General features: G+C 37.9%; 31 protein-coding genes and 1 pseudogene. 18 read left to right on the top strand and 14 right to left on the bottom strand.

The genetic code is table 11. The annotated features are described in order from the left end of the window. Positions 1–43: 43 nt before the first annotated feature. On the bottom strand, positions 44–178 hold the full coding sequence (locus Q5794_RS15980; protein ID WP_013057740.1) for a hypothetical protein: 135 nt from the start codon (positions 176–178) through the stop codon (positions 44–46). A gap of 318 nt (positions 179–496) precedes the next feature. Here Q5794_RS15980 and Q5794_RS15975 point away from each other — a divergent pair, with 318 nt between their 5' ends. After that, positions 497–1,177 (top strand): FHA domain-containing protein, encoded by a 681-nt coding sequence (locus Q5794_RS15975; RefSeq protein ID WP_013083820.1) that lies wholly within the window; start codon positions 497–499, stop codon positions 1,175–1,177. A gap of 15 nt (positions 1,178–1,192) precedes the next feature. Here Q5794_RS15975 and Q5794_RS15970 read toward each other — a convergent pair whose 3' ends face one another. The 3 genes from Q5794_RS15970 to Q5794_RS15960 form a co-directional block, all read right to left on the bottom strand. Then, positions 1,193–1,960, bottom strand: a complete 768-nt coding sequence (locus Q5794_RS15970; protein WP_214988433.1) for a trans-aconitate 2-methyltransferase — start codon at positions 1,958–1,960, stop codon at positions 1,193–1,195. A gap of 188 nt (positions 1,961–2,148) precedes the next feature. Beyond that, positions 2,149–2,610, bottom strand: coding sequence for a DinB family protein (locus tag Q5794_RS15965; RefSeq protein ID WP_214988435.1), 462 nt, complete (start codon positions 2,608–2,610; stop codon positions 2,149–2,151). Positions 2,611–2,731: 121 nt separating this feature from the next. Continuing rightward, on the bottom strand, positions 2,732–3,007 hold the full coding sequence (locus tag Q5794_RS15960; protein WP_013057736.1) for an AbrB/MazE/SpoVT family DNA-binding domain-containing protein: 276 nt from the start codon (positions 3,005–3,007) through the stop codon (positions 2,732–2,734). 413 nt (positions 3,008–3,420) lie between these two features. Here Q5794_RS15960 and rpsN point away from each other — a divergent pair, with 413 nt between their 5' ends. After that, entirely contained in the window at positions 3,421–3,690 is a 270-nt protein-coding gene (rpsN, locus tag Q5794_RS15955) for a 30S ribosomal protein S14 (RefSeq protein ID WP_164795622.1), read from the top strand. 29 nt (positions 3,691–3,719) lie between these two features. Here the strand turns inward: rpsN and Q5794_RS15950 are convergent, their stop codons facing one another. Continuing rightward, positions 3,720–5,240, bottom strand: a complete 1,521-nt coding sequence (locus Q5794_RS15950) for an SH3 domain-containing protein (RefSeq protein WP_214988437.1) — start codon at positions 5,238–5,240, stop codon at positions 3,720–3,722. A 559-nt stretch (positions 5,241–5,799) separates the two neighbouring features. Here Q5794_RS15950 and Q5794_RS15945 point away from each other — a divergent pair. Next, positions 5,800–6,333: a GrpB family protein gene (locus Q5794_RS15945; RefSeq protein WP_214988439.1), complete on the top strand. Its 534-nt coding sequence runs from the start codon at positions 5,800–5,802 to the stop codon at positions 6,331–6,333. Between the two features lie 36 nt (positions 6,334–6,369). On the opposite strand, the gene Q5794_RS15940 is transcribed toward Q5794_RS15945, so the two are convergent. The 4 genes from Q5794_RS15940 to Q5794_RS15925 all read right to left on the bottom strand — a co-directional run bounded on the left by Q5794_RS15940 (position 6,370) and on the right by Q5794_RS15925 (position 8,747). Beyond that, complete coding sequence (locus tag Q5794_RS15940) at positions 6,370–7,050, bottom strand: DUF4397 domain-containing protein (RefSeq protein WP_214988441.1); 681 nt, start codon at positions 7,048–7,050, stop codon at positions 6,370–6,372. 115 nt (positions 7,051–7,165) lie between these two features. Next, positions 7,166–7,603: a hypothetical protein gene (locus Q5794_RS15935; protein ID WP_214988443.1), complete on the bottom strand. Its 438-nt coding sequence runs from the start codon at positions 7,601–7,603 to the stop codon at positions 7,166–7,168. A 92-nt stretch (positions 7,604–7,695) separates the two neighbouring features. After that, entirely contained in the window at positions 7,696–8,433 is a 738-nt protein-coding gene (gene nfsA / locus Q5794_RS15930; protein WP_016764733.1) for an oxygen-insensitive NADPH nitroreductase, read from the bottom strand. Positions 8,434–8,462: 29 nt separating this feature from the next. Then, a complete protein-coding gene (locus tag Q5794_RS15925; protein WP_013057729.1) occupies positions 8,463–8,747 on the bottom strand; it encodes a putative quinol monooxygenase in 285 nt (94 codons plus the stop codon). Positions 8,748–8,951: 204 nt separating this feature from the next. Here Q5794_RS15925 and Q5794_RS15920 point away from each other — a divergent pair, with 204 nt between their 5' ends. Beyond that, on the top strand, positions 8,952–9,266 hold the full coding sequence (locus Q5794_RS15920; RefSeq protein WP_192994109.1) for a helix-turn-helix transcriptional regulator: 315 nt from the start codon (positions 8,952–8,954) through the stop codon (positions 9,264–9,266). 19 nt (positions 9,267–9,285) lie between these two features. Here the strand turns inward: Q5794_RS15920 and Q5794_RS15915 are convergent, their stop codons facing one another. Then, complete coding sequence (locus tag Q5794_RS15915) at positions 9,286–9,621, bottom strand: CHY zinc finger protein (RefSeq protein ID WP_214988445.1); 336 nt, start codon at positions 9,619–9,621, stop codon at positions 9,286–9,288. 177 nt (positions 9,622–9,798) lie between these two features. Here Q5794_RS15915 and Q5794_RS15910 point away from each other — a divergent pair, with 177 nt between their 5' ends. The 9 genes from Q5794_RS15910 (at position 9,799) to Q5794_RS15870 (ending at position 17,750) form a co-directional block, all read left to right on the top strand. After that, the gene (locus Q5794_RS15910; protein ID WP_029714620.1) at positions 9,799–10,866 is read left to right on the top strand and encodes an undecaprenyldiphospho-muramoylpentapeptide beta-N-acetylglucosaminyltransferase; all 1,068 of its coding nucleotides are present in this window, start codon (positions 9,799–9,801) and stop codon (positions 10,864–10,866) included. 496 nt (positions 10,867–11,362) lie between these two features. Beyond that, positions 11,363–11,917, top strand: a complete 555-nt coding sequence (lepB, locus tag Q5794_RS15905) for a signal peptidase I (RefSeq protein ID WP_028412768.1) — start codon at positions 11,363–11,365, stop codon at positions 11,915–11,917. A 90-nt stretch (positions 11,918–12,007) separates the two neighbouring features. After that, positions 12,008–13,102 carry an NADH-dependent flavin oxidoreductase gene (locus Q5794_RS15900; protein ID WP_214988446.1) on the top strand — a complete coding sequence of 365 codons (1,095 nt, stop codon included), beginning with the start codon at positions 12,008–12,010 and terminating at the stop codon, positions 13,100–13,102. 249 nt (positions 13,103–13,351) lie between these two features. Next, positions 13,352–14,239 (top strand): sulfite exporter TauE/SafE family protein, encoded by an 888-nt coding sequence (locus Q5794_RS15895; protein WP_013057718.1) that lies wholly within the window; start codon positions 13,352–13,354, stop codon positions 14,237–14,239. Positions 14,240–14,704: 465 nt separating this feature from the next. Then, a complete protein-coding gene (locus tag Q5794_RS15890) occupies positions 14,705–15,166 on the top strand; it encodes a hypothetical protein (RefSeq protein ID WP_013083806.1) in 462 nt (153 codons plus the stop codon). 115 nt (positions 15,167–15,281) lie between these two features. Beyond that, on the top strand, positions 15,282–15,740 hold the full coding sequence (locus Q5794_RS15885) for a hypothetical protein (protein ID WP_098277625.1): 459 nt from the start codon (positions 15,282–15,284) through the stop codon (positions 15,738–15,740). After that, positions 15,740–16,060, top strand: a complete 321-nt coding sequence (locus tag Q5794_RS15880; RefSeq protein WP_374988151.1) for a hypothetical protein — start codon at positions 15,740–15,742, stop codon at positions 16,058–16,060. Before Q5794_RS15885 ends, Q5794_RS15880 begins: the two co-directional genes overlap by 1 nt. Continuing rightward, complete coding sequence (locus Q5794_RS15875; protein WP_374988150.1) at positions 16,060–17,319, top strand: glutathionylspermidine synthase family protein; 1,260 nt, start codon at positions 16,060–16,062, stop codon at positions 17,317–17,319. The genes Q5794_RS15880 and Q5794_RS15875 overlap by 1 nt, the downstream gene beginning before the upstream one ends. Positions 17,320–17,333: 14 nt before the next feature. After that, complete coding sequence (locus Q5794_RS15870; RefSeq protein ID WP_013057713.1) at positions 17,334–17,750, top strand: DUF350 domain-containing protein; 417 nt, start codon at positions 17,334–17,336, stop codon at positions 17,748–17,750. Positions 17,751–17,768: 18 nt separating this feature from the next. On the opposite strand, the gene Q5794_RS15865 is transcribed toward Q5794_RS15870, so the two are convergent. After that, a complete protein-coding gene (locus tag Q5794_RS15865; RefSeq protein WP_016764718.1) occupies positions 17,769–17,915 on the bottom strand; it encodes a hypothetical protein in 147 nt (48 codons plus the stop codon). Positions 17,916–18,104: 189 nt separating this feature from the next. Here Q5794_RS15865 and Q5794_RS15860 point away from each other — a divergent pair, with 189 nt between their 5' ends. Beyond that, on the top strand, positions 18,105–18,530 hold the full coding sequence (locus Q5794_RS15860; protein WP_025751186.1) for a DUF6843 domain-containing protein: 426 nt from the start codon (positions 18,105–18,107) through the stop codon (positions 18,528–18,530). A 43-nt stretch (positions 18,531–18,573) separates the two neighbouring features. Here Q5794_RS15860 and Q5794_RS15855 read toward each other — a convergent pair whose 3' ends face one another. Further along, complete coding sequence (locus tag Q5794_RS15855) at positions 18,574–19,026, bottom strand: hypothetical protein (protein ID WP_214988452.1); 453 nt, start codon at positions 19,024–19,026, stop codon at positions 18,574–18,576. A gap of 172 nt (positions 19,027–19,198) precedes the next feature. On the opposite strand from Q5794_RS15855, the gene Q5794_RS15850 reads away from it, so the two are divergent. Next, positions 19,199–20,536, top strand: a complete 1,338-nt coding sequence (locus Q5794_RS15850; RefSeq protein ID WP_014459442.1) for a sodium-dependent transporter — start codon at positions 19,199–19,201, stop codon at positions 20,534–20,536. Positions 20,537–20,839: 303 nt separating this feature from the next. Continuing rightward, positions 20,840–21,241, top strand: coding sequence for a hypothetical protein (locus tag Q5794_RS15845; RefSeq protein ID WP_251034252.1), 402 nt, complete (start codon positions 20,840–20,842; stop codon positions 21,239–21,241). Positions 21,242–21,288: 47 nt separating this feature from the next. Here the strand turns inward: Q5794_RS15845 and Q5794_RS15840 are convergent. Next, positions 21,289–22,982, bottom strand: a pseudogene (locus tag Q5794_RS15840) (catalase). 449 nt (positions 22,983–23,431) lie between these two features. On the opposite strand from Q5794_RS15840, the gene Q5794_RS15835 reads away from it, so the two are divergent. Beyond that, positions 23,432–24,598, top strand: coding sequence for a peptidoglycan-binding protein (locus Q5794_RS15835; protein ID WP_214988458.1), 1,167 nt, complete (start codon positions 23,432–23,434; stop codon positions 24,596–24,598). A gap of 124 nt (positions 24,599–24,722) precedes the next feature. Next, positions 24,723–25,037: an MTH1187 family thiamine-binding protein gene (locus Q5794_RS15830; protein ID WP_192994097.1), complete on the top strand. Its 315-nt coding sequence runs from the start codon at positions 24,723–24,725 to the stop codon at positions 25,035–25,037. Between the two features lie 64 nt (positions 25,038–25,101). On the opposite strand, the gene Q5794_RS15825 is transcribed toward Q5794_RS15830, so the two are convergent. Beyond that, the gene (locus Q5794_RS15825; RefSeq protein WP_214988460.1) at positions 25,102–26,685 is read right to left on the bottom strand and encodes a PucR family transcriptional regulator; all 1,584 of its coding nucleotides are present in this window, start codon (positions 26,683–26,685) and stop codon (positions 25,102–25,104) included. Between the last annotated feature and the right edge of the window lie 59 nt (positions 26,686–26,744).

Raw genomic sequence — 26,744 nt, 5'->3', positions numbered from 1 at the left:
GGGAACAAAACCATGTCTTTTTTCTTTATTTTATAAAAAAATCTTATATTTTTAACATCATAAACCAATAAATACTAAAGCTAGCACCTGTTAAAATAAATGATCCAATAATTAACAATACCAGTGCAACGCGTCGTTTAATCGCTTGAATTTCTCTATCTTTTGGCAAACGTCCCATTGGTCTTCCTCCATTATGTAAATATTTCACGTATTTTCTTATTTTACTCCGCTTTAAAAAGAGAGAACATGTGTCGAAGTTACTAAAAATCAAATTATTTTACAAAAAAATTGTATCCCCGTTACAGCAGGGCAAAGAATACGTATTTTTTCAGTTAGAAAAGGACTGCTCTAAAGGTTTACTTACATGGCAACAACCTTTATCATATAACTGACTATACTATGATGTTATCCAAAGTTGGAAGAAATCTCAATAAATGTGAGTGTTATAATTACATGATAAGAGTCAGAAAATTTTAAAAAAGAGTGTGAGCAAACAATGAACGGTATGTTGATTATTCGGAACGGTGCTCCTTTTTATGAAGGAGCTTCTGTGCCTATTCCAAAAGATAAAGCCTGTATTATCGGACGAAGCAGTGAAGAATGGGAGCCTTATCTGGCCTTTCAAAGTGCTTACATTTCGCGCAAGCATTTTGAAGTAACGTACGAAAGCAATGCATTTTTCATTACGGACTTGTTTAGTAAACACGGGACAAAAGTAAACGGAGAAGAGTTACAGCCTGGAACCCCTCGTTTATTGAAAGAGCAGGATGTCATTACCTTAGCAAATGAGGAGGCAGCTTTAGTATTTAGAAATGATGATATGGATGCAACCCTCGATTTAGGACCTTTGCTAAAACAAATAAATAAGCCATTTTACACATTAGATCCAATTTTGCAGAAAGTAAAAGTAAAAGAGGAAACGTATATTCTGTCAGATAAAGAATACGCGTGCTTAGCTTATCTTCTGGAATACAACAATCAATTTGTTTCAAAAGAAGCATTAAAAAAAAGCGTTTGGCCTGAACGAGTAGAGTCAAATGGAGAAATTCTAGTAGCAGCGGAAGAGCTGAATGCGCTGATTTACCGGGTTCGCAAAAAAATAGGAACATATTTAGAAATCGAAGTAATTCGAGGAAAAGGATATTGGCTGCACTTTAACGAAAATGGACGTGAATAGAATCACGTCCATTTTTTAGTCTCGTTTTACAGCATGTACACGTATATGTTTAGCTTCTGCTAGCCAAGATCCGTTTTGAAATAGTTTGTCTTGCATTCGATTTTCTAAGCGCGTAATGAGGACATTTTTTGTTTCTGTCGTCACGTGAGCAAAAAGAGGGGCTGCATTTGTTTCCAGCCAATTACGCAAGCCGTTTTCTCCTTTTAACAAGAAGGGACGGCTGTAGTGTATAGCCGTGGTGACTTGAAAATTCTGTGATTCCAAAAGAGAAGAATATTCAGCTACAGAAGGAAAGTACCATGGGAAATCTACATCGTTATAAGGGATATCAAACGTTTTAAATTGACGAATAATTTCTGTAAAAATTTCGTCCATGTTTCCTTTTCCCCAAAATTCTGCTATAAATCGGCCATTTGGTTTTAAAGCATTGTAAATGTTTTTAATGACAAGGTGAGGGGGACGGATGTCGTGTAAAGTTGCATTTGAAAAAACTGCGTCAAATTGTTCGTAATAAGGAAGGTTAAGGGCATTTAACTGTTCAAAGGATAGAGTTGGGTACTGATGACGAGCCTGTTCAATCATATTTTCAGAGCAATCGATGCCCGTTGCACGGACATGAAGCTTATTGAGCTGCGAAATAAATTCGCCAGTGCCGCAGCCAATATCTAAAATATGTTCGCCAGCTTGAGGAGAAAGAAGGTTCGTAGCACTTCCTCCAAATGAAGAAGCAAACGGAAGATGATACACTTGAGCAATTTTTTGTTGATTAACAGTTTGACTCATGAAGTGATTCCTCCTTTGTAAAAGATGATGACTATCGTTTTATAAGAAGAAACAAGCTTTGAATAGTAGATATGAAGTTATTGATAGAATTATACCATATATCTCACTTATTATGCCGAAAACTGCAAAGAAAAAGCGCACCAAACTTCTAGCTTGGGCGCTTACAAGCACGAACTATTTTATAACCATTAACCAAACTGAACAAATAGAGGAAGATCTGTATGACCCATCTCACGTACGTAGACGTATAAATTTCCTTTATGATGAATTTCATGGTCAATGGCCATTTGTAAGAGTTGACTTCCAGGAAGCTTTCTTCCAAACGCTGCCGTGGCGTCAATTGTTTTGTTTAAATCATCTTCGCTAAGTGAACGTAATACGTCTACTGTTTTTTGCGTATATTCAGCTGCAAGGTCCGATAATGATTTACCACTAAAATCAGCTTTTTGGCCAAGTGGAGATAAATCGCCGGATTTTACCACTAATGCAAATGCATAAAAGGATGTTAAAATATGCGTAGATAAGTCAAAAGCCGACATAGATGTCGGGGCAGGTTTGTATTCGTAGTGACCTGCTTCAATTTTGTTGATTAATTCATTGGTTACGTTTCGATGTGCTAAAAAGTGATGAGTAATTTGTTCAACTGTCATGATGAAAGGCTCCTTTATTATGTATTTCGCTTCTGAGTATAGCATCTGGAAATCAGAAAGCGAAGAAAAAACTTTAACAAAAAGAAAAACAGCTGCATGTGAGCAGCTGCTTTTCTTATTATTAGAAATTACGTTGTTTTAATTCTTCAAGTAATAACTCCATACCTTCGCGGCTTAAAGTTAATTTGCCATCTGCGATTGTTACGTTATCAGAAGATACTTCGCCAGTAATCGCACAAGCACCGTTCGGCTCATATTTCTTTAAAATAATTCGATCTGTTTCGACAAAAATTTCAACAGGATCTTTTACATCTATTTCCAGAACACGTCTTAACTCTTTAGGAATTACGATACGACCTAAATCATCCACTTTTCTTACAATACCAGTCGATTTCATTTTTTAATCACCTTTACTTTTATATTTTATTGAGTACGCAAAATATTATTTTTGGAATTTCTAAGATGATTATATACTAGATAACCGCTAAATTTGTCGAAGTTATTAATATGTAAATGAACTGTAATATTATTGAAATATTATCTGTAAATACAAATCTTCCTACAATATGGAATATGCAGGGCTCTTTGTATGATATAGGAGATACAGTAATTAATTACATTTGACATACAATTTTTTTTATGCTTATGTAGCAGCCTGGGGGTAGGCTACATGTAAGCGTAGAAGCAAATAAGTTGAAAAAATGAAGAAAATATGATTAAATTTAAAAAGTAACTTGTTCAAAATAATTAAATCGTAATGATTACGTATTTCAAATAAAAAATTATTAAAACGAAAGGATGAGAAAGAGTTTGGCTAAAAAATCAAAAGTGGTAAAAGAACAAAAACGTCAAGAGATGGTAGCGAAGTATGCGCAACTACGCCAAGAGCTGAAGGACAAAGGAGATTACGAAGCGTTAAAAAAATTGCCTAGAGATTCTTCACCAACGCGCTTAAATAATCGCTGCCGCGTTACCGGTCGTCCGCGAGGCTATCTTAGAAAATTTGAAATGTCACGCATCGCTTTTAGGGAATTGGCATACAAAGGACAAATTCCAGGGGTTAAAAAAGCAAGCTGGTAGTATAAAAGCCCTCATTATGAGGGCTTTTATTATTTATTAGCTGCAAAATATCGAGCAATTCCTTGGTAAATACCTGTAGATATTTGCTGCTGATACGCGTTAGAAGAAACAATTTGCTCATCGTGAGCATTTGATAAAAAGCCTAATTCAAGAAGTACAGCTCGCTGGTTGTTTTCTCGAGTAACATAATAATCTCCAAAACGAACCCCCATATCCTTCATAGAAGGCGCGTTTTCAGCCATGCTTTCTTGAATGTATTTTGCTAATTCTTTATCTTTGGATTCACTGTAATAAAATGATGCGATGCCGTTTGCAGAAGATGAAGTAGAAGCGTTATAGTGAATACTGATAAATGCATCTGCATGCTTTGCTTCACTAACATTCACCCGTCCGCTCAGTGAAATAAAAGTATCGTTTGAACGCGTCATAAATACATTTGCTCCAGAATTAGCTAGGCGGCTTGCCACAAGTTTTGCTGTTGTTAACGCTAAATTTTTCTCAATCGATGACTTGCCTGAAGTGCCAGGATCATATCCGCCGTGCCCAGCGTCTACCACAATAATTTTATCTTTTAAAGCAGCAGAAGGAGAAGGCAAACTAGCTGAAGGTGTAGAACCAGCCCCAGCTGTTAATCCTTTTGATACCCATGCTGTTTGACTCGCAGAGTACTGAATTTGCACCCAGTCATTCGTTTCGTTTACCTTTTTGAATCTTTCACCTGCTTTTGCTACACGAATGATTCCCGCACTTAAGCTCGGCTGACTGCGCAAATTTGAAGCTTTTGTAATTTGAATCGACTGGGCTGTTTGTGAAGACTGTCCGGAATCAGCTTGCAAATATTGACTCGCTACCCAGCCCGTTTGACCCGATGCCGTTTTAATCTGTGCCCAAGACCCGCTGACTTTTACTACCGTTACTTTTGAATTGCGCGGTAAGTTCGTCACGATGGACGCACTTGTGCTTGCAGAAGAACGAACGTTTAATGAGCTCGCATTAACAACCGCTGACTTCGATGTTGTAGAGCCAGAATCCTTAGCTGGCGCAGAAGAACCGGAGTCTGCTTTTAAGTACTGACTTGCCACCCAGCCCGTTTTGCCGCTTGCCGTTTTAACCTGCGACCACGATCCGCTTTCTTTTACCACCGTTACTTTTGAATTGCGCGGTAAGTTTGTCACGATGGATGCGCTTGTGCTCGCAGAAGAGCGAACGTTTAATGAGCTCGCATTAACGACCGCTGACTTCGATGTCGAATTTGCGGTAGACGTACTGTTTGTTTGCGTTTTATTTATGTATTGAGATGAAATCCAAGCTTCTTTGCCGTTATAGGTAATTTTAGCCCATCCTTTGCTTTCATCTACTATATCAACGGTGTTTCCCTTCGTTATTTTTCCAACGATAGCACCGCTTGTACTAGGCGTTGCACGTACATTTAACGATGTAGCAGTTACTTTGGCCGATTCAGCTGCATCTGCATCAATTGAATGCAAAAGCAATGAAGAGCTTAAAAGAACAGAAGAAACGGCTGTGTACATGACATGTTTTTTATTCATTTTTTCCTCCTTGCAAATTACAAATTTCAACATAAGGTTATTGGTATACAAAGCATATATCGGCAAATAGTCCAAAATTTTGAGTTAAATCTACTATTATCTCATAATACCGATATTATCCATCATACTATATGTCGAAATTCAATTGTATAATGAATTTGAACTATCTGCCATTCTTAACGTTAAAATTTTACATTAATGTAAAATATAATTATATTAAAGGTGGAATTTAGCGATATTAAAGACCTTTAATCCTTTGTTCATCTACATTTTGAGGATATGTCTTCTACTAGCAAAAACGTAAAATAGTATAAAACAGCTGAGTGTGAATATGATAGAGGAGATATAGAAAATAAAAGCGTATCTATCTTTTGGAGGAGGAAACATCCACAATTATGAAACATTTAGAATAAAAATAACAAAAATATATAAAATAATACAAAGGCTGTCTATATGGGTGTAAAGCTCGTACCATGTTTCAAAGTAAATAGTTAGAAAATTCTTTCTTTTTACTTTGAAACATGGTACAGTATAAAAAAGTGAAAGGGTGGAAACTGATATGCGAAAGATTGTTCAGTATGAAACAAAGTGGTCGCTTTTGTATCAAATGGAAAAAGAAGCGTTGCTTAATACACTAAAAGATTTTTCAGTAGACATCGAACATATTGGAAGCACGTCCGTTCCAGGATTGGCAGGTTCACCAATCGTTGATATTTTAATCGGAGTCAAACGCGAAGAAGATATAAATGAAGTGCGCGCTATATTAAAAAATAAATCTCACGTATATGTAGCGGAAAAAGAGATGTTTGTCTTATTAAAAGAAGGCGTTCCAGCTGCACACTACCCTCCAATTATGACAGCTAAAAATGCTCGTAAGCTCATTCCACATGATGCTAGAAGAAGTCATGTGTACGTAACGGTCAGTGAATCACCTTACTGGAATGAACGAATTAATTTCAGGGAGCAGTTACGCTCGAGCGAACGTGCTAGAAAAAAATATGAAAGTATGAAATACGAGCTTTCAAAACGATTGTGGAACGATATTTCTACCTATGAGTACAAAAAAGAAGAATTCATTCAGCGCAGTCTATAAAAAAACGTCATTTCAATTGAAATGACGTTTTTTTAATTAATTATCTTGTAAAACAATGGTCTCAAGCTTGTCAGCAGTATTTACTGCGAGAATCGTATAGTTTTTACCGCTTTGAAGATTTGTTCCAGGAAGACTTAGTATTTCTTTTCCATCTGCTGTGGAAACAGATAGATCATACGATCCCGGATTTACTACTTGATAACCTGAAATGCTTTTAAAAGACAGATCTTTAAATAAAGGAGCAGCACCTTTAGGACCTACGTTTACCGCAGGAGCATCAGGAGATAAATGAGCAACACGTAAGCTTGCTTTTCCATCCGTTCCTTGCTTATTATTCGTGAAAGCCTGTAGTTCAAGGTTTTCTGCTTTATTTACAGCGGCCACTGTATACGATTTTCCACCGTCTACAACAAGGGTAGCTTCGATGATGGAATCTTTTGTTCCTTTTGTCTTCGCTTCGTATACTTCTACTTTATGAGAACCGGCTGCCAAAGGCAGGGAGTTGGAGACATCTTTAAACTTTGCTCCTTCTACTAAAGCTTTGTCATCCACAAAAATGTCTACAGCCGGAGCATCCGGTGAAGCATGAACGATGCGAACTTCTGCATTTTGAGCTGTTCGCTCATCTGCAGCAGGAGGTGTTTCAGCGGCAAATACTAACATGCGGCTAAGTGCCAAGAAGGCAATCACTGCTACCATTACGAATAGTCGTTTCATCAAGTATCACTCCTTTTTTAGTATACACAGCTTTATGTAAAGAGAAGGACTGTGCAGTTGTTAGCGTATACTAAATAAAATCAACTATTCGTTTGTTTGTTAACTTTTGACGTGTTTACTGAGATTTCTGACGAAAAAATCGAAGAATAGCCAAAATATTGTACAGAGCTGTTAAGAGCCATGTCAATAAAAAGCCTAGGCTAAGCCCAATATTGGCATCTATATACGTATGCGTGAAGTCATCATATACGACGTAGGAAAGAGGAGCAATCGACAGTAAAAATAGAAGAAAAAACAAAAGCTTTTTCCATCTGTTTAAAGTGAAGGTTAAATAAAAGAAAAGGAAAGCGGCGAACAATAGAAGACCGTCTCGAATAACCCAAGGCAAAACGCCGATATGTGGATTAGCGAGAAGAAAAGTCGGGACAATTGAAAGGAGGAAAAGGAGAGAAAGTAAAGTTACGTGAAGTGTGTGCTTTTTTGTAAAAGCCGGCACCAATAAAAACGCTGCGGTTGCACTTAAAAGAAAATTACAAATTAAAATAAACTCCATATCAACACCTCGTTTATTGAGTATTACTTTTAGTCTATTCAGCACGCTGTCAAAGTAGATAAAAAAGCTGCGATGTTCATCGCAGCTTTTGGTTATTCAAATTTAAATCCTTGTTTTTCAAGCATCGCTCGAACTTCTGGATAATAAATGGTTTTATAAATAGCTGATACAGTTTGTGACCAGTTGCGGTCATCAGCACCGTTTGTTCTCTTTTTCATATACTCTGCCATTTCAGCATCATAGTCTTGAATCAATGACTTTAAGTCGTGATTATAGCTTTCACGATGGTGCACAGCAGCTTGTGGCAATCGAGGTTTTTTCGCAGAATGATCTGCCGGATGTCCAACCACAAGACCGCTTACTGGGAATACGTATTCCGGTAAATCGAGCAGTTCAATGACTTCTAGCGGTTTTCTGCGAATTCCTCCGATTGGGACTGTACCTAAACCGAGTGATTCTGCTGCAACTGTTGCGGCTTCTAAAGAAATTCCAGCATCAGTTGCCCCGACTAAAATTGATTCAAGCCCATCGGTTACGCCAAGAGGGGCATCGTTAAGTTCAGCTGCAATCTTAGCACGATTAAAATCTGCACAAAAGATTAAAAATAGAGGAGCTTGGTCAATCCACGCTTGGTTGCCGGCAAGCTCTGAAAGTTTTTTCTTCTTTTCTTTATCTTGGACGCTAATAATAGTCACTTGCTGTCCATTAATAGAAGAAGCGGCTGACTGAGCAGATTGAATAATCGTATCTAAATGCTCGTCACTTACTGCTTCGTCTGTATACTGACGGATAGAACGATGATCTTGAATTGTACGAATTGCTTCATTCATGATGCGTCATCCTTTCGAAGAAGTTATGATTAACCTTGTAATGTTTTTACATCTAAAGGTGCTACAAGTACGCCAGTTTGAGCAAATGCTACAAAACTTTGGAAGTGAGCTGATTTATTATGTGCTTGAATTGCTTCTTCGCTTTTCCACTCTTCAATCATCATAAATGTGTTAGGTGTAAAAGCATCTTCAAATAGTTGATAGTTGCTGTTTCCTTCTTCTTGTAAAGAATGCTTAATTAGTTCTTGTACGTTTTCTAAAAATTCTTCTCTTTTTGCTGGGTTAACTTTCATTGAAGCTTGTAAATGAATCATGGATGATTCCTCCTTTAATAATGATGGTGCTTTATATTATTTGTTTTGTTTTTAATCTTTCATTCAATTTATGATTAAAATGAAGATAAGTTCGAATATCATCGAACAATGAAACTATAACACCGATTAAATAACAGTGCAAGGAATTTAGTTCGAAAGTTATCGAACATTGATACACAAAAGAAGCTGTGTTATATTTTAAGCATGAGAAAACCTTATCAACCACCGAAAGCTGAAATTAAATTAACGCCTATTTTACACGCGTTGAGTGATCCTAACCGGCTGCGAATTGTACAGTGTTTAGCGACAAGAAAGGAGCAGACCTGTTCGTATTATCAAAAATTAAATGTATCAAAATCAACGCTATCACATCATATTAAAGTACTTCGCGAAGCTGGAATTATCAAACTACGTATAGAAGGTACGCAGCACTATTATTCCTTGCGTTTAGAAGAGCTTGAGGAATTGTTCCCAGGTCTGCTCCCTTCCATTATAAATATAGATGAGCAGTTATTTTAAAAGCTGAACGATGTTTTGTTCAGCTTTTTTGTTCAAAATAAATGTGTCCATGCAGGCTGCATCCGGGATTAAAAGAAGAACGACAGTGAGGGCAAGTCGAATTACAGATTAAGTATTCATTAATTGATAACTCATGTTTACATACTCCGCAAAGAATAGCTTTTTCATTAAACATAGCTTTTGGCCACCTTTTAATATCATGATCAGCATGTCCGTTATGACATTGATAGCATGGGTAATATGTATTACAGCAATAAAATTTTATTGCGATAATATCTTTATCCGTATGATAGTGCGTACAGCGCGTTTCGGAATCCACCGTATCACCTTTTACTGCAGGTGCAGATTTGTTCATTATCATCACTCCCTATGAAAAGTATAGCATGCTTTTATACGCCTTATCATACATATGTAAAAAGAAAAATGCTATAATAAAACCATCGTTTTACATGTCAGATTGCATGCTAAAAAGATCAGATAAAAATTGATGTCAAAACAGATCAATTAAGTGAAGTAAAGAGAGGAAGAAAAAATGAGTAAGCAAGTTATCGTTTTTACCGGAGGCGGAACAGCTGGGCACGTAACACCAAACATTGCCATTATGAAAGAATTAGACAGTGAAAAATGGGATATCCATTATGTCGGTTCTCACAATGGTATCGAGAAAGAATTAATTACAAAATTAAACGTTCCATATCATGCGATTTCAAGCGGGAAGCTGCGTCGCTACGTAGATATGGAAAATGTAAAAGATGTATTTCGAGTAGCAAAAGGAGTTGGCGATGCACGTCGCGTGCTGAAAAAGTTAAAGCCTTCTCTTGTGTTTTCAAAAGGCGGTTTTGTCACAGTTCCTGTTGTAATGGCTGCTAAATCGTTAAACATTCCCGTGTTCATTCATGAAAGTGATTTAACACCGGGACTGGCAAATAAAATTGCGCAGAAATTTGCCACTAAAATTTTCACTTCTTTTGATGAAGCGGCAAACTATTTTCCAAAAGAAAAAGTGCAGGTTGTTGGTTCACCTATTCGAAAAGAATTATTTAGCGGAAGCGCAGCGAACGGGGAAAGCTGGCTTCGCTTTTATGATAAGCGCCCAATTTTAACCATTATGGGCGGAAGTTTAGGAGCACGTCGCATCAATGAAATTGTTCGAGAGTCCTTGCCTGAACTGCAAAAGAAATTTCAAATTGTACACCTGTGCGGAAAAGGCAATATTGATACAAGCCTTGAAAAAGAGTCGGGCTACCGTCAGTTAGAGTATGTAAATGAACAGCTTCCAGATGTTCTAGCGGCGACTGATTATGTGATTACACGCGGCGGATCCAATGCCATATTTGAGTTTTTAGCCCTTCATAAACCGATGATGATTATTCCTTTATCAAAAGCACAAAGTCGAGGAGATCAAATTTTAAATGCACAGTCCTTTAAGAAAAAAGGCTACTGTATGGTTGTGGAAGAAGAACAGTTAACAAAAGAACTGTTTTTGCGTGAAGTAAATGAGCTTCAGCAGCAGGCAAGTACGATGAAACGTACAATGCGTGAAGCAACAAAAACGGATGCTATTTCAATTCTTGTAAATGAAATTGAGAAAATGAGCTAAAAAAAGCGTTCTTATCGAGGAGATAAGAACGCTTTTTTCTAAAAGAGGCGGAGGAAACATACCGTAAAATAATTCATGATGAAATGGAAAGTATTTTGTCACGCGCGTCAGAACAAAATTTTGTACCAGTTGTAGATGATCAAAACATTTTTATTGGGCTCGTGCGGCGAAGAGAGATTATAGAGTATTGGATCTCTCAACTTTTTATACATGGAGAAACGCCTCTAAATGTGAAGATTTAGTTAAGTTTGCGTAAAAAACATAATTTTTACATAAAAGGTAGTCTCTTTTTATATAATTAATGTTATAATAAGAGATGTAAAGACGAAACTTGCGTAATGTAAGCCTCTAACATTTGTTAGAGGTTCTTTTTTTACATAACATAAAACATTTGATTTCAGTTCTTTCTATGGTTAAGTTAGAATAAGTGTTAAAGTAAGAGGTTTCTTGCTTTTTTACATAAGAAAAGTGAGCTGTACAAAGGAGACAAAGTATATTGACTACGGAAAAAACAAAAAGCGATCAATTACGCAGCATATTCAAAACTATTATCTTCGCTATCGCTCTAGTATTTATGATTCGCGCATTTTTATTTTCTCCGTATATTGTAGAAGGCGCTTCAATGAACCCAACGCTGCATAACGGAGAGCGTTTGTTTGTGAATAAACTGTCGTATTCGCTCCATGATATTCGCCGCGGAGATATTGTGATTATTAAAGATGAGGCTAAAAATAAGCATTATGTAAAAAGAGTAATCGGTCTGCCAGGTGAAAAAATCGAAATGAAAAAAGATCAGCTTTATATTGATGATAAAAAAGTAAGTGAACCTTATTTAAAAACGAATCGTCAAATTGCCAATAACATGGATATGGAGCTAACAGGAGATTTTGAACCCGTTCAAATACCTAAAAACGAAGTATTTGTAATGGGTGATAACCGTCTGTACAGTATGGATAGCCGCAACGGTCTAGGTCTCATTGATGAAAAACGGATTGTCGGAAAAAGCGAATTTGTATTTTACCCCGTCAAAAAAATAAGAAAAACGACGTAAAAAGAAATGCCGGCAAAGGTATTTCTTTTTTTGTGCCTATGTCTACTCGGCTTCTAGATGGGCAAGCTAAGAAAAAAAGAGGTGAACCACTTGAAGACAGCCTATGAAAAATTATTTAAACATTTTAAATTTGTTGATGCTCTTGAGATGAAAAATCGATTAGCAATGGGACCTATCCTCACATACGCTTCACGGGAAAATGGGGAAATATCCGATATCGATCTGACTTTTTACGAAAAACGAGTAGGGGGCGTTAGTACGGTAATTGTCGGCCCTGCGTTTATTACAGAAAATGGCCAAGTAGCACATGGTCAAATCGGAATTCATCGTGATCAGGTCATACGAAAGCTTCATCAACTAACCCAAATGATTCATAGAAGAGGAGCTAAAGCGATTCTTCAACTATCGCACGGGGGAAGAAAGTGCGTAGAAATGGAAAATAAGTGGCGAGCCATTAGCCCAAGTGAAAAGCCTCACAAACGTAAAGGGAAAAAGCCTGTTCAAATGACCGAGCGCGATATAACTTATATTGTTCAAGCTTTTGGCGAAGCTACCACAAGAGCTATGGAAGCAGGGTTTGATGGAGTAGAAATTGACGGAGGAAATGAATGTTTACTGCAGCAGTTTATATCAAGGCAAGCCAATGAACGAAGTGATTCTTATGGTGGAAGCGCAGAAAGCCGCTTCACTTTTGCACTTGAAGTTATTCGTGAAGTGACGCGTCGAGCAGCACATGCGGGCAAACCATTTATTGTGGGATATACATTAGCGCCCAAAGAAAAAGGCTATTTAGGAAATAAAGTGGAAGATACATTTGAGTGGATTGATCGTCTTGTTTATACAGAAATTGATTATTTACATATCAGTGCTTTGCATGAACCTACCTTACGTAGGGAAGAAAATCGGTCACTGCTTTCTTCGATTATTAAGCACGTCAATCACCGGGTCCCTCTTGTGGGGACAGGAGGACTTACGGCAACAGAAGTAGCAGAAGCTTTTGAGCAAGGGCTGGCTTTAATTACGATTGAACAAGCATTAGTTGTACAGCCAGATTGGGTAGAAAAAGTGATAAATAGCGATGAGCCCGCTTCTATGGATATGACGTCATTAAATAAAGATGTGAGTTTGCCACCTGAAGTGCTAGCTCACTGGCAAGACATGCATAAAAATGACAGCCCTTACTAAGTGAGCGGTCGTTTTTATGTTGTTGACTTAACAAGAAGAATTTTATTTTACTGATACTATAACCAAGCAGCATACATAGACTAAAAGAAAAACTAAAAACACAGTTGACTTCTAGGAATAGTTAGGATTGCAATATAAGCAACTTATTCATAAAACGGACAGCTGATCGGACATACCGAAGGCTTCTAGCAAACAACTGTTGGAGGCCTTTTTGTGCTTTCTAACAGAAGATGAAAGTGGAGGGACAACATGAAAAAGTTAATTACGTTTGCACTTATTGGCTTTTTAGCTCAGTTAATTGATGGATCACTCGGAATGGCATACGGGGTGACATCAACTACGCTGCTTTTAACGTTTGGAATTGCACCAGCTGTGGCTTCCGCATCTGTTCACTTAGCAGAAGTTGTAACAACAGCAGCTTCTGGTGTTTCGCATATTAAATTTGGAAACGTAGATAAATCGATGGTGTTAAAACTAATTATCCCAGGTTCCATTGGAGCTTTTGTAGGAGCCTGCTTTCTAAGTAATTTACCTGGAGATGCAGTAAGACCTTACGTTTCAACATTCTTATTGCTCCTAGGAGTTTATGTATTATTTCGTTTTTTATTTACGTTTAAAACAAACGAAGAAAAGAGCACCAAACCTTTATCGACGAAGCAGTCTATTCCGTTAGGATTAATTGCTGGATTTGCTGATGCTACAGGAGGAGGCGGCTGGGGGCCGATAGCAACGCCTGTATTGCTAGCTAAAAAAGGCACAACAGCACGGAAAGTCGTTGGAACTGTGGATACAAGTGAATTTGCTATTGCCGTCTCGGCTACACTTGGCTTTTTAATTTCTCTTGGCTGGGAGCAGGTAAACTGGTTCTGGGTAGGAGCCCTTATGATTGGCGGAATTATCGCGGCTCCGATTGCTGCATGGTTTGTTCGTATTATCCCGGCTCACTTGCTTGGTTCACTTGTTGGTGGGTTTATCATTTTAACAAATGCTCGAACACTCTTAAACACTTGGGTATCAAGCAGCTCTACTCAGATAGCTGTATATGCATTCATACTTATTGTGTGGGCAGCAGCGATCATTTACTCACTGTTACAAGGAAAAAAATATAATCAAAATCGAAACGTAGAAGTTTCGTAATAAAGAGGATGGAATAAAAGCAGCTCAGTTAAAGAAAGATCTGAACGTGTTTGATTCTTGATGGAGAATCAAATGTGTTCAGATTTTTTTTATGGTTAGAGTGAAGGTAGTTTCATGTATGTAGTGGTTTCTAGCTGTTGATTGGAGGGCAAGGCGAGGACTCCTGCGTGAAAAGCGGAACAGATGAGACCTGGTAGGAGCGGCCGCCCTCGGAAAGCGAAGCCTTGTACGGAAATCAACAGCGGTGTAACAAGGGATCCATACTAGCGCATTACCCCATTTGTTCGTCTTTAGATTGGGATGGTTTCGTCAAGTCTCAATCTCTTTTATCATCTGAATTCCGTAAAATGGACGAGCGTAGATATTTTTTTTGCTTCTTATGATACAATAGACGAGTTCATTCACGAGTGGGAATACTTTCTAACACATATAAAATTCATTGAATCGTCGAGGTGTGAAGAGTAAGTGGTCTATTTTATTTTAGTATTAGTAGCAGCTATCGAAGTAATTGTCTTGTTGATTAATCGACCTGTATTTGCAAACATTCCGTATGTTCAAGTATATATTGTTCCTTTGTTAATAGTAATTGTCATCACGATGTTACTTTCGCGAAATCCAAAGAGATTTATGCGGTGGTTTAAACAAGGGCTTATTACGATTTCAGTCGTTGTGCTTGTATTCGTACCGGTTCTCTATGCCAAAAACCTCCCGCTGTATGGTTATAATGAAGCAAAAAAAATGCTTGCGCAAAGAGAACAGCTCTTGCTAAGTCAGTTCCAAAAAGGAAAATACGTATATCCAGCAAAAGACAGCCCTAAAAAATACCGTTATCTATTTAAAGTCAATCGTGGAAACGGCATGCTTGAATATGTATTCGACCCATACACAGGCGGTTATGAAGTTGTGACAGATGTGATAAAAAAATAAAGGTTTAGCTTATTTAAAGCTAAGCCTTTTTATATGAGAAAAATTGAAACTTTTTGAAAATCTGTGCGTATTTATTAAAGAACGTTCACAAAAAAGTCACAAAAGGAGTTGCACAATGGGAAAGTTAGAATACCGACTGCTAAAGCCTGACGATACATTTGTATCTATTTATCACTATCAATCTATTGAACTTGAACAAATTTTAGCAAGAAGAGAATGCGAATTTTTTGTTAAAGAAGGAGTAACGTATAAACAAACTTCATCTGCAGTCGAAGATGATATACATATTATTTATGTAAAAGAACATGAACATGGACCGAAAGAGCAAGCAGAAGATGATCACAGAGAAATTACGTTAGAAGTCCGCGAACTGAATTCTCTTCGAGGACACCCGATTTTATTCGTCTCTTCATTTTATACGCATTTAGACGTATTAAGCTATATCGGAACAGTTTATACATACTACAATGGATGGGAATGGGAAAGAGACTCTGCGGAAATTGATGAAGATCGCAGCGTGTACAGTTTATATGTAACAAAAACAGGCGTAACGTATGAAGGGGGAAAGGCGTAATGTCAAAAACAAAAAAAATGATGGCCGGGGTTTTGACCACAGCTTTAATGACATCGCTCGTTGCCTGCGGTTCAACTGATCAGGCAAGACCAGCTAAACCGAAAGATAAATCGTGTGACAAGTGGAAATGGGATGAAGATACCCAAACGTATTACTGTTCAGATTCTTCTTCTTCGCACAGCGGCTCATATTATCACGGAGGCCGCTACTACGGCTCTAAAAAACAGTTGACCTCATCATCGGCGTATAAATCATTTAAATCATGCGGCTCGTATAAATCTGGAATTGGGAGCGGATCTAAAGGCGGTTTTGGCGGGTAATGCATAAAGAAAAGCGAGAAATGTTTTATAAAGAAATTGAAGATTTTTGGCACGATTTATACGGAACAGAGTATGCTCTTTATGACGTACATATAGAGCATACTCATATCATTGATTCTATTAAAGAAGCTGCAAATCGAATTGGGGAATTATTTTTTAAAACTGCACCTTTACTTCGTTCGTTAGATGATCAGACGCTTTTTTCTTTAGGATTTCCAAAAGACAGCCTCCCGTACCTACGACTGAAAACGATGGAAACAGAAAGTGTGATTTCGCGCCTTGATTTTGCTGTTACGACTGATCAAATTAAGCTTTTAGAACTAAATGCGGATACGCCTACGTTCATTAAGGAATTATTTCATGTAAATGAGTTAGTCTGTCGTCATTTTCAAGTACAAAACCCTAATAAGCTTGAGGAAAAAAAGCTTGCTTTAGCATTAAAACACGCCATTTTTGAAGCTTATAACCAGCTCGATAGAACGAACTATCCAAACGTCGTTTTTTCTTCTCATGATACACATGAAGAAGATAAGCTAACGACTCTTTATTTAATGAAGCTAGCCGATGTAGATGCTACATACGTTCCATTATCGCAGCTTCGAATTGTTCCTTCCTCTACAATTGAAGAAGGTGAACATATAGAAGCGGGCGTGTATGATCAATATGGACAAAAAATAGACGTACTCTATCGCCAAACTTATCCGCTTGAACATTTAATTGAAGATGAAGATCCGAGCACGCATGAAAAAGTCGGACACATGCTTTTAACATTGGCACAGCAAAAACAAGTAGCCATAATCAATCCGCCTTCTGCATTTTTACTGCAGTCCAAAGCCGTTCAAGCACTCATTTGGGCTTTGTATGAACAACATCATCCTTTCTTCACTAAAGAAGAGCATCACATCATTGAAACGTACTTTTTACCAACGTATTTAGAAGAAGATCCATTTATTGAAAGAAAACAAGCATTTGTGAAGAAACCATCTTTTGGTCGTGAGGGAGATACCGTTGAAATTTATAATGAAGATGGAATCAAAATAGACGAAGATCAGCATAAGACATACCAAGAATACTCGGCTGTGTATCAACTGTTTATTCCATTGCCAACTGCAACGATGAAGACTCAAACACAAACAATAGAGGCTCATATCATGTACGGGTGCTTTTTATTAAATGGAAAAGCAAGCGCAGTAGGAATACGAGCTGGAAATCAAATTACAGATAACGAATCATATTATTTGCCAATTGGATTAAAATGAAAAGGGGAATAAAAATGACACAATGGATTGATTGGGCTAGTATAGGGAGTTTTTTATCTCACGTAGCAGTAGGGTTAGGGCTATTATTTATCGGAGTCATGGTATTTGAATTAACAACAAAATTTAATGACCGTGAACTCATAAAAAAAGGCAATGTGGCGGTCGCTTTGAAGTTATGGGGAAAAGGAATTGGGCTTGCTATTGTCATTTTTACTGTATGGAGCAACAGCTTAAATTTGGTAGATGCAACTCTTTGGGGAGTAGTAGGTATCATTACTCAAGTAGTGGCATATTGGGTTATTGAATTTATTATGACGCCTAAAACGAGCCTAGCCAAAAAAGTAGAAGAAGGAAATGTAGCGGTTGGAGTAACTCTTTTTGCAGCGTCGGTTGCCGTCGGCCTTATTGTGGCCGGAAGCTTAACATATTAAAAGAAGGCGATTCCTGTTTTACGGGGAATCGCTTTTTTTATGTCCAGATTGCTCGTGTTCACTTAGTAATAATGTACGTGTATTTTCACGGTCGGCACGAACAATTTTTTGCTGTGTGTAAAGCGGAATGACAAAGAGCAAAATAAATAAAAAAACATAGCTCATTCTTGTTATCCTCCCATGTAAATTGTAAACGCCTGCTAATAGTGTGTGACAAACAATACGTAAATATAGCATATTTGATTGGGTGAACTGGAAAAAATTGAGGGATGCAAAAAGAATATAATCCTACCTACAACAAAAACTAAAAGTAGTATAGAGGCACGTCTTTTATTAAGAAAGGAGTTGGAAAAAGTGAAAAGGTGGCTCATTTTGTGCTTATTGATTGTAATCGCAGCTGGATGTGGACGCCCAGATGAAACGTCTCAACCGAGCATTTTCCTTATACCAGAAGGGTACAAAGGATGGGTTATGGTCGAATATGATAAAGATAACGGAAATCCCAGCAAGACAGAAGGAGACTACACTGTATTTAAAGTAAATGACCAGGGAGTCGGGAAAACCAAAACGCTTTTAAGCGGCGGCGGCTGGGCAAGAAATAAATATTTCTATGTAAATAAAAATGGAGAGCGAAAGCAATTGAAGCAGGGAAAGATGATTCATGGAACGACTCAAGGTAACAAAAATCATACGGTAACCTACTTTTTCGTCGGCACCGCAAAAGAGTTCGACAAGGCCGGAGACTATCGAAGAAAACTTACCGAAGAAAGTTCTTCGTAAGAAAAAGAAACGTTGCCGAAGAGGCAACGTTTCTTTTCTATCTTCATTTGAATGTGCAAAAGACGGTGTCTTTTAAACGTTGAATTTCGCTTAATGCTTCTTTCTGCTTATGAATTACCCAATCTGGCAATGAGTGTTCAACCGACAGCTCGTCGAAACAAGCCCCGCATGTTTTAACTTCAATATAAGATTCAATATACTGAAGGTGATCTAAGTTATAAGCCCAAAGTCGACGTTCAGGGCATATCGTTTCTAAGTAAAGCGGAAGCTGAAAAAAAGGATCTACTGCTTCAGAAAGTTCTAACGGTCCTTGACTATCAGCGTTGGTGACATCTAGATAGCCACAGTGAGGACACGTGCATGAGTGCGTTGACCCGCTCAATTTTTTATCCAGTTTTACAACTCGCGCACATAGTTCGCAGTTTGGACATTTTACTAAGATAAAGTCAAGGAACTTATCTAAAAATTGCTGCTGTATTACTTGCTGATTTGTCATTTTTTGTACCTCTAACTGTCAAACTTTTTTTAGTTACGAAAATAAATAATGAAACCTACATACTATTCATAACACATGATGGGGGTTAAAACAACAAAAACCCTTTTCGACAGAAGGGTTGTGTGATATAGTATGACAAATCAGAATAAATAAAGAAAAATGGTGAGAAAAAATGAGTCAAAACGAACAATGGACATCAAAACTCGGCTTTATCTTGGCATCTGCCGGTTCAGCAATTGGAATCGGAGCCATTTGGAAACTGCCTTATGTAGCCGGAACAAGCGGGGGAGGGGCCTTCTTTTTACTGTTTATCCTGTTTACAGCAATTATTGGCTTGCCGCTTTTGCTTGCTGAATTTGTACTAGGTAGGCATACACAAAAAGAAGCAATTCGTGCTTATGATGCAGTTGCTCCCGGTTCTCTATGGAAAGGAATCGGGTATTTAGGTGTGATTACATGCTTCATTTTATTATCTTTCTATAGTGTAGTAGGAGGATGGATTTTACAATATATTTTTGCAAGCGTCACAGGTCAGCTGAATGGAGTAAGTGACTACGGGAGTTTATTTAACTCGACCATTGCTAATCCAACAAGTGCTGTTATCTCTCAATTTGTTTTTCTTCTTTTAACAATTGTTGTAGTCGCAAGAGGCATTCAAAATGGTATTGAAAAAGCAAACAAAATTTTAATGCCTGCTCTCTTTATTTTATTTATTATTATCATTATTCGTTCTTTAACATTAGACGGGGCGATGGAAGGCGTATCTTTCTTTTTATATCCAGATTTTTCAAAGCTTACATCCCAAACCATTTTGTTTGCAATGGGACAAGCATTCTTTTCGCTTAGCGTAGGCGTTTCAGTTATGGTTACGTACAGTTCGTATCTATCTAAGCAGCAGAACTTGCCAAAATCGGCTATTTCAATTTCAGCGTTAAATATTTTGATTTCTTTACTAGCAGGACTGGCAATTTTCCCTGCGGTCTTTTCAATGGGCGTAAAGCCGACGGAAGGACCAGGTCTTTTATTTATCGTATTGCCTTCTATTTTTGAACAGCTTCCGTTCGGAATTGTGTTTCAAACTTTCTTTTTGGCGCTGTTTTTATTTGCTACTTTGACATCTGCATTTTCGATGTTAGAAATTATTGTCGCTTCATTAGCCAAAGGAGAGCAGCATAAGCGTATAAAGCTATCTTGGATTTCGGGCTTGCTAATCTTCGTTGTAGGGATACCTTCAGCGCTATCGTACGGTTTATTAAGTGACGTATCGATCTTTGGAAAAAGTATCTTTGACGCTTTTGATTTTCTTGTAAGTAATATCCTTATGCCACTCGGCGCTCTTTTAATTGCCATCTTTGTTCCTTGGAAGATGAAAAAGGATGTGCTAATTGAAGAATTTAAGCATGGTTCAACGAATGTGAAGCGCTGGTTCTCTTTATGGCTTCTTGCCATTCGATATATCGCACCTGTTTTAATTATCATTGTATTTATTAATATGCTAGGCTTTATCTAACGAAAAAACGCTGTTAAAACGCTTGGTTTTAACAGCGTTTTTTTGAAGGAAAAGGAGGAGTATGATGCTTGATTTCTTGTACGATATGTTTGTAGGGGCAGGGGTATTTATTTTATTAATAATTCTGTTGCTAGTAGCGAGAACGTCAGGGAAACGCAAGAAATAGGCGGGTATAATTCCCAGTGTAAAAACCCAAAAAAAGACTAACACCACAGAATTAAACTATGATAATATATTATCCTATGAGCATAATCAATGCTCACATATGTTGTGATGAAGCGTTTTTTAGAAAGAGGGATCATCTTGAGTGGAGAAGTTCTTGTCAAGATTTTATCTCAAGCGTATGAACAAAAAAAGACATTACCAATCGTCTCATTCTCGTCTTTTTTTGAACAAAAAAAGGTGGGCTTTCGTTTAAATAACGATGTGTCCGCTGATATCATCTACCATACGCTTATGTGTATTCAGAGAAAAACGTGTGTCCAAGATGTGTTAGTGGAAGTACTAAAAGTTGATAGTCCAAACAATGACGGGGCATTTTCTGATTGTGTATATATTTTAGCAAATGGTACAAAACAGCAAGTGAAAGAATGGGTTCAACCCTTACATTCTAAAAGAGTGAAACAAGGATATCAGCACGGGACACCCATTGATGCGCCACAGTTAAAAAATGACTACCACGTGTTTGCCGTTACTTGGTCATAAGCGTTTAACCCAAAAAACATCCTGCTGTCGCTGCAGGATGTTTTTTGTTAATAAGGATGAGCATCGTTTCCTTTTTCATTAGCTTCTTCTACCGCATCAGCAGCTTTGTTGCTTCCTAACGGTGAACCGCCTTCTTTTGGCAATTTCCTGTATGTAGGAGTCACTTCTGCTCCCATTTCAATTTCTAGGGAACCATCATCATGCATCAGAAGACCAATGCCATTTGCTACTCGGTTGCCGTAGTCAAAATCACATTGAGTTAAAAGCTCAATCATCTTTGTTTGAACGGTATGGTGACAACATTTTAAGCCGTCTACTAAATTTTGAATAAGCTCATCACGTTCCCAGTCCTCTAGTAAACGATAGCGTTCACCAGCTTGCTTAAAGTCATTTGTACGATCAATTTTTTCTTTTTTTACATTTCCTTCAACATAAGGCTGATGAGGTTTTGGATGGTCATGCGCTTCTTGAAGACCTCCAAGAGAAGAAGGCTCGTAATTCACGTGCGGGTTCTTACCTGGAGCAGCATCTACATGATAGGCCATTTGACCGTCGCGTTGATTTGTTGCTACATGCTTTTTCGGCGCGTTAATAGGCAGCTGCAAGTAGTTTGTTCCCACCGGTGACGCTGCGTGTCGGAATAGGAAAACGTTCTTCCTTGCAGCATTTTATCATCAGAAAAATCTAGCCCGTCTACAAGTACACCCGTACCAAATGTCACTTGCTCCGTTTCAGCAAATACGTTGCTTGGATTTTTATCTCGGACCATTTTACCTACTGGGAGAAATGGAAATTGGTCTTCTGGCCAAATTTTCGTGTCATCAAGCGGATCAAAATCTAGTTCAGGATGCTCTCCATCTTCCATGATTTGTATACAAAGTTCCCACTCGGGGTAGTTACCGCTCTCAATCGCTTCATACAAGTCTTGAGTGGCGTGACTGATATTTTTAGCTTGAATTTCTTCTGCTTGCTTTTGGGTCAAATTTTTAATTCTTTGTTTTGGTTCCCAAGGGTATTTCACAAGAAACGCATCGCCATCTTTGTTTACCCATTTATATATATTAACACCGGAACCTTGCATTTGCCGATAGTTAGCAGGTATTCCCCAAGGTGAAAATAAAAAAGTAATCATATGCATAGCCTCAGGGGTGTGAGAAATAAAATCAAAAATACGCTCGGTATCTTGACGGTTTGTCACAGGATCGGGCTTAAAAGCATGAATCAAATCAGGGAATTTAATAGCATCGCGGATAAAAAATATTTTAAGGTTATTTCCCACTAAGTCCCAGTTTCCGTCTTCTGTGTAGAACTTTACAGCAAACCCCCTTGGGTCTCGCATTGTTTCTGGAGAGTCCTTTCCATGAGTTACGGTAGAAAATCTGACAAAAACGGGCGTCTGTTTGCCTGCTCCTGAAAAAACTTTTGCGCGGGTGTATTTTTCAACGGGCTCGTCAGCAAGCTTTCCGTACGTTTCAAAATACCCGTGAGCTCCCGTTCCTCGGGCATGAACAACACGTTCCGGTATACGTTCACGATCAAAATGCGAAAGTTTTTCAATCAGCTGGTAATTTTCAAGAGTAGCAGGTCCTCTGTTGCCTACCGTTCGAGAATTTTGGTTATCACGAATGGGGTGACCTTGACGCGTCGTAAGGGTCTGCTCGTTTTCTCCGGCTGCATAGCGTTTGTCTTCCGAGTCACCTGATCCGCTAACATTTGTACCATGAATGCCTTTATGACTCATAAAATAATCCTCCTTGTTTCAAACATAACAAGACTATTTTTTTCAGTCCTCGCTTTTTATTCATTAATATGGAAATAATATAAATTTTTAGAAGAAAGCTGTTTTACTAAAGAGGGGAACAAATCTGCTAAACGAATAAATTTTAAAAAAGTTTCACATTTTTAAAAAAATAAATTGTTTTTTTTGAAATATAAAGATAATGTTACGGGTGATTTTTTACCTATTATTAGTGTAGGAAAAGGAATAACATTGGAATATATTAGCTTTTTTTCCGAACTTATTAAGTGTTAAACGACAATAAACTACGACAATATACACCATACAGCTGCGCTACTGTCGTTCCCTGTAACATAAATGTAATATTAGTGATGTTATTTTGTAATAATGTGTTGTTACAATGTAAACGTCTTATAGACTAGTAGATTATGGCATTGGAGGAACCTTTTTTTATGAAAAAGTTGATATATTCGTTAGCGTTATGTGGATCTTTAACAGTAGTACCTACAATTAGTGAAGCTGCTTTAGGAGATGCTACGCTACACCCAGGAACAAGTAATTCAGATGTGAAAGAATTACAGCAAAAATTAAAAAACAAAGGTTATTTTACATACGGTACAACAACAAACTACTACGGTTCAATCACGACTAGCGCAGTAAAGTCATTTCAGCGTGCAAATGGTTTATCTGCAGATGGTATTGCAGGTCCAGCTACATTTAATAAGCTGCTAGGAAGCGGAAGTTCATCAATTAGCTCAAGTTCATTGCTGCGCGTTGGTTCAACTGGACCAAACGTACAATCTTTACAGCAGCAGCTAAAGAATAAAGGCTATTTTAAAGGAACTACGACTCAATACTTCGGTTCAATTACAAAAAATGCAGTAATGGCATTTCAACGTGCAAACGGACTGTCTGTGGACGGAATTGCGGGTCCCGCTACGTTAAGCAAATTAAAAAATGGCGGTTCTAGCGCTTCAACTGGTGGTTCTAGCTCTAGCAGCTCAACTATTTTACGTCAAGGTATGAAAGGTTCAGCAGTAAGCAGCCTTCAGCAAAAACTAAAAAATAAAGGTTACTTCTCAGCTGGTGTAACAGGCTACTTTGGTTCAATTACAACAAGTGCAGTAAAATCATTTCAACGTGCAAATGGTTTATTAGTAGACGGAGAAGCGGGTCCAGATACGCTGAATAAATTAAATTCAAGCAGCTCTAGCAGCTCAAAACCTTCAACATCAACAGGAAGCAGCACAAGCTCAAGCTCAGCTTCAAAAGTTATTTCATACGGTAAACGTTTTATGGGAACACCTTATGTTTGGGGTGGAGCTGCGCCTGGAGGCTTTGATTGCAGTGGTTACCTTAACTATGTATATCGTAATGCAGTAGGTGTAAGTCTTCCTCGTACAGTTGCTAGCATCTATCAAACTGGTACGCGTGTAAGTTCACCTCAGCCTGGCGATATCGTTTTCTTTGAAACGTACCAACCAGGAGCTAGTCATGCTGGAATTTATATCGGAAACGGTCAATTCATGCATGCAGGTTCTTCAACAGGCGTGACAATCACATCACTAAGCAACTCTTACTGGTCAAAACGTTACTTAGGAGCAAAGCGTTACCTATAAGAGTGTAACAAAAAGGAGTAGTTGTAGAACTATTCCTTTTTTCTATGCACCATGAACGTAAAAGTAGGAAATTTTTGCGCGATTTGGTATGATAACTAGGGAACAAATAAAAGGAGTGTATAACATGGCTATTGTAGATGTAACCATTATTCCAGTAGGTACGGAAACGCCAAGCGTGAGTCAGTACGTAGCTGATATTCAAAAAGTGTTGACCAAGCATGAAGATGAAATTACATATCAATTAACCCCTATGAATACATTGATTGAAGGGGAATTAAGCACGCTGCTAAACATTGTTCAAGAGATGCATGAAGTACCTTTTGAAAATGGCATTCAGCGCGTATGTACAAATTTACGAATTGATGATCGCCGTGATAAAGAAAATCATACGATGGCTGGGAAATTACAATCAGTACAGTCTAAATTAAAAGCGAAATAAATAATATGCAATACAATAAAAAACGCTTGAGTATCCACTCAAGCGTTTTTTATTGTATTTATACTTAATTAGCATGCACAAGAGAAAAAATTTGAAAAGCTACACGCAGCCGAAGGGTTTCCTCCGACGTGTGAATAGGTCTTTTTAATAACTCTTCGCATTTTTCAATTCGATAGATCACCGTGTTCCGGTGAACGAATAACTGCTTAGCAGTCTCTGAGATTTGGCAATTGGAATTTAGATATGTTTCAAGCGTGTCAAGTAAGATGGAGCGATCTTTTTTATCGTACTGCAGCAAACCTTCTAATGTTTGAGAATAGTAATCTTGTAAATCGTTTGCTGGAAGCAACCTCAGCAGTTCTTTAAACTGTTTTGGCTGATAAAATTGAATAAGCTTCGACTGATCTTTAAAATGGATGGTTTCAAGAGCTTCAACAGCTTCTTTATATGAGTCAGCGATTGTAAGTAGGGATTGGCTTTGGTTTCCAATTCCAAATGACATTCGCTTATCGTAGTGACAGTAAACAGCTTCCTGCAAGCGATGCAAGCATTCTATAATCATAGGTTGAGAATGAGGTGTAAACAAAAGAATATAAAGATTGTCATAGAAAAACAAAACGGCCTCTGTATGATCTGCTGATAACTCATATTGAAGGAGCTCATAGATCATATCATCATCGCTGTAAGGCGTGAATGTAGAGTGGATCTTCCCGACGGCGCAAATATAGCTGTTTCCTGCTGATAAGCCCATCATCTGTGCTTGAAAGGAAGCATCTTCAAGTGTTTTATAATAATTGTTAACAAGCTGATTGAAAAAATCGTTTTTTCGTCGCCGTTCAGCTTCATACAAAGCCTGCTGTCTCATCATCTCGAAGGATAAAACGTTTGTCGCTTGTTCAATCGTTAGGAGCGCTGAATCGGATAAAGAAATTTGGTGTTCAATAAGTAAATAACTGTACTTTCTTGTATGCGTCGCAATCGGAAAAAGCGTAACGGTTTTTTTGGTGTGTAAAAAGGAAAAGGTTGTATATTTTGCGGTTCGTAAAAACAGCTGCTTAGCGCCCGCTACCGCTTCTTCCATCGGGAGTGAAAAGGGTTCGCGTTTGTTTGTATAAAAGAGTTCATGGCCATGGGTATCAAAAAGGGCAACGTGAGCATTGCATAACGTTTGAATAGATTGCATAATTTTCTCAATGCCTTTTCCTTGTAAGATGTACGAGGAAAATAGCTGATGTGTGACCATCGCTTGCTGAAGCTCGGCTGTTTTTTTATCTAAAATAAAGCTGAGAGATTCGTTAATAACTGCGCCTAACGTTTCATCCGTTTGGAAATCAATGATCGGAAAGTGAAGTTCATCAGCTAGCTGACAAATAGAAGCAGGAACGTGTTCGAAAAAGCGCTTCGTTTTTATGGCCAATCCTGCACATTTCTTTTTAGCCATTCCTTCTACAAGTTTTGCTAAGCTTTCTTCATGTTCTTTGAAGTGATAACCCGTTGTAATTAAAAATTCTCCTTCTTTTAAAAAAGATAAAATATCGGGTGCGTCCATCATATTGACGTTATGTACTTTGCGGGTGACTCCTTTTTGCCCGGCTACTACAGATGCTTTTTCATAAATTGGAATGCGTAAAAGAGTTTGTAGTTCCATTATTTATTACTCCTTTTGTTAAAAATTCTCACATTTCCCTGCGCGTATCTTTATCTATC

Source organism: Priestia megaterium (genome assembly GCF_041941685.1).
Lineage (GTDB): Bacteria > Bacillota > Bacilli > Bacillales > Bacillaceae_H > Priestia > Priestia megaterium_C.
This window is presented reverse-complemented; position numbering and strand designations above follow the sequence as displayed.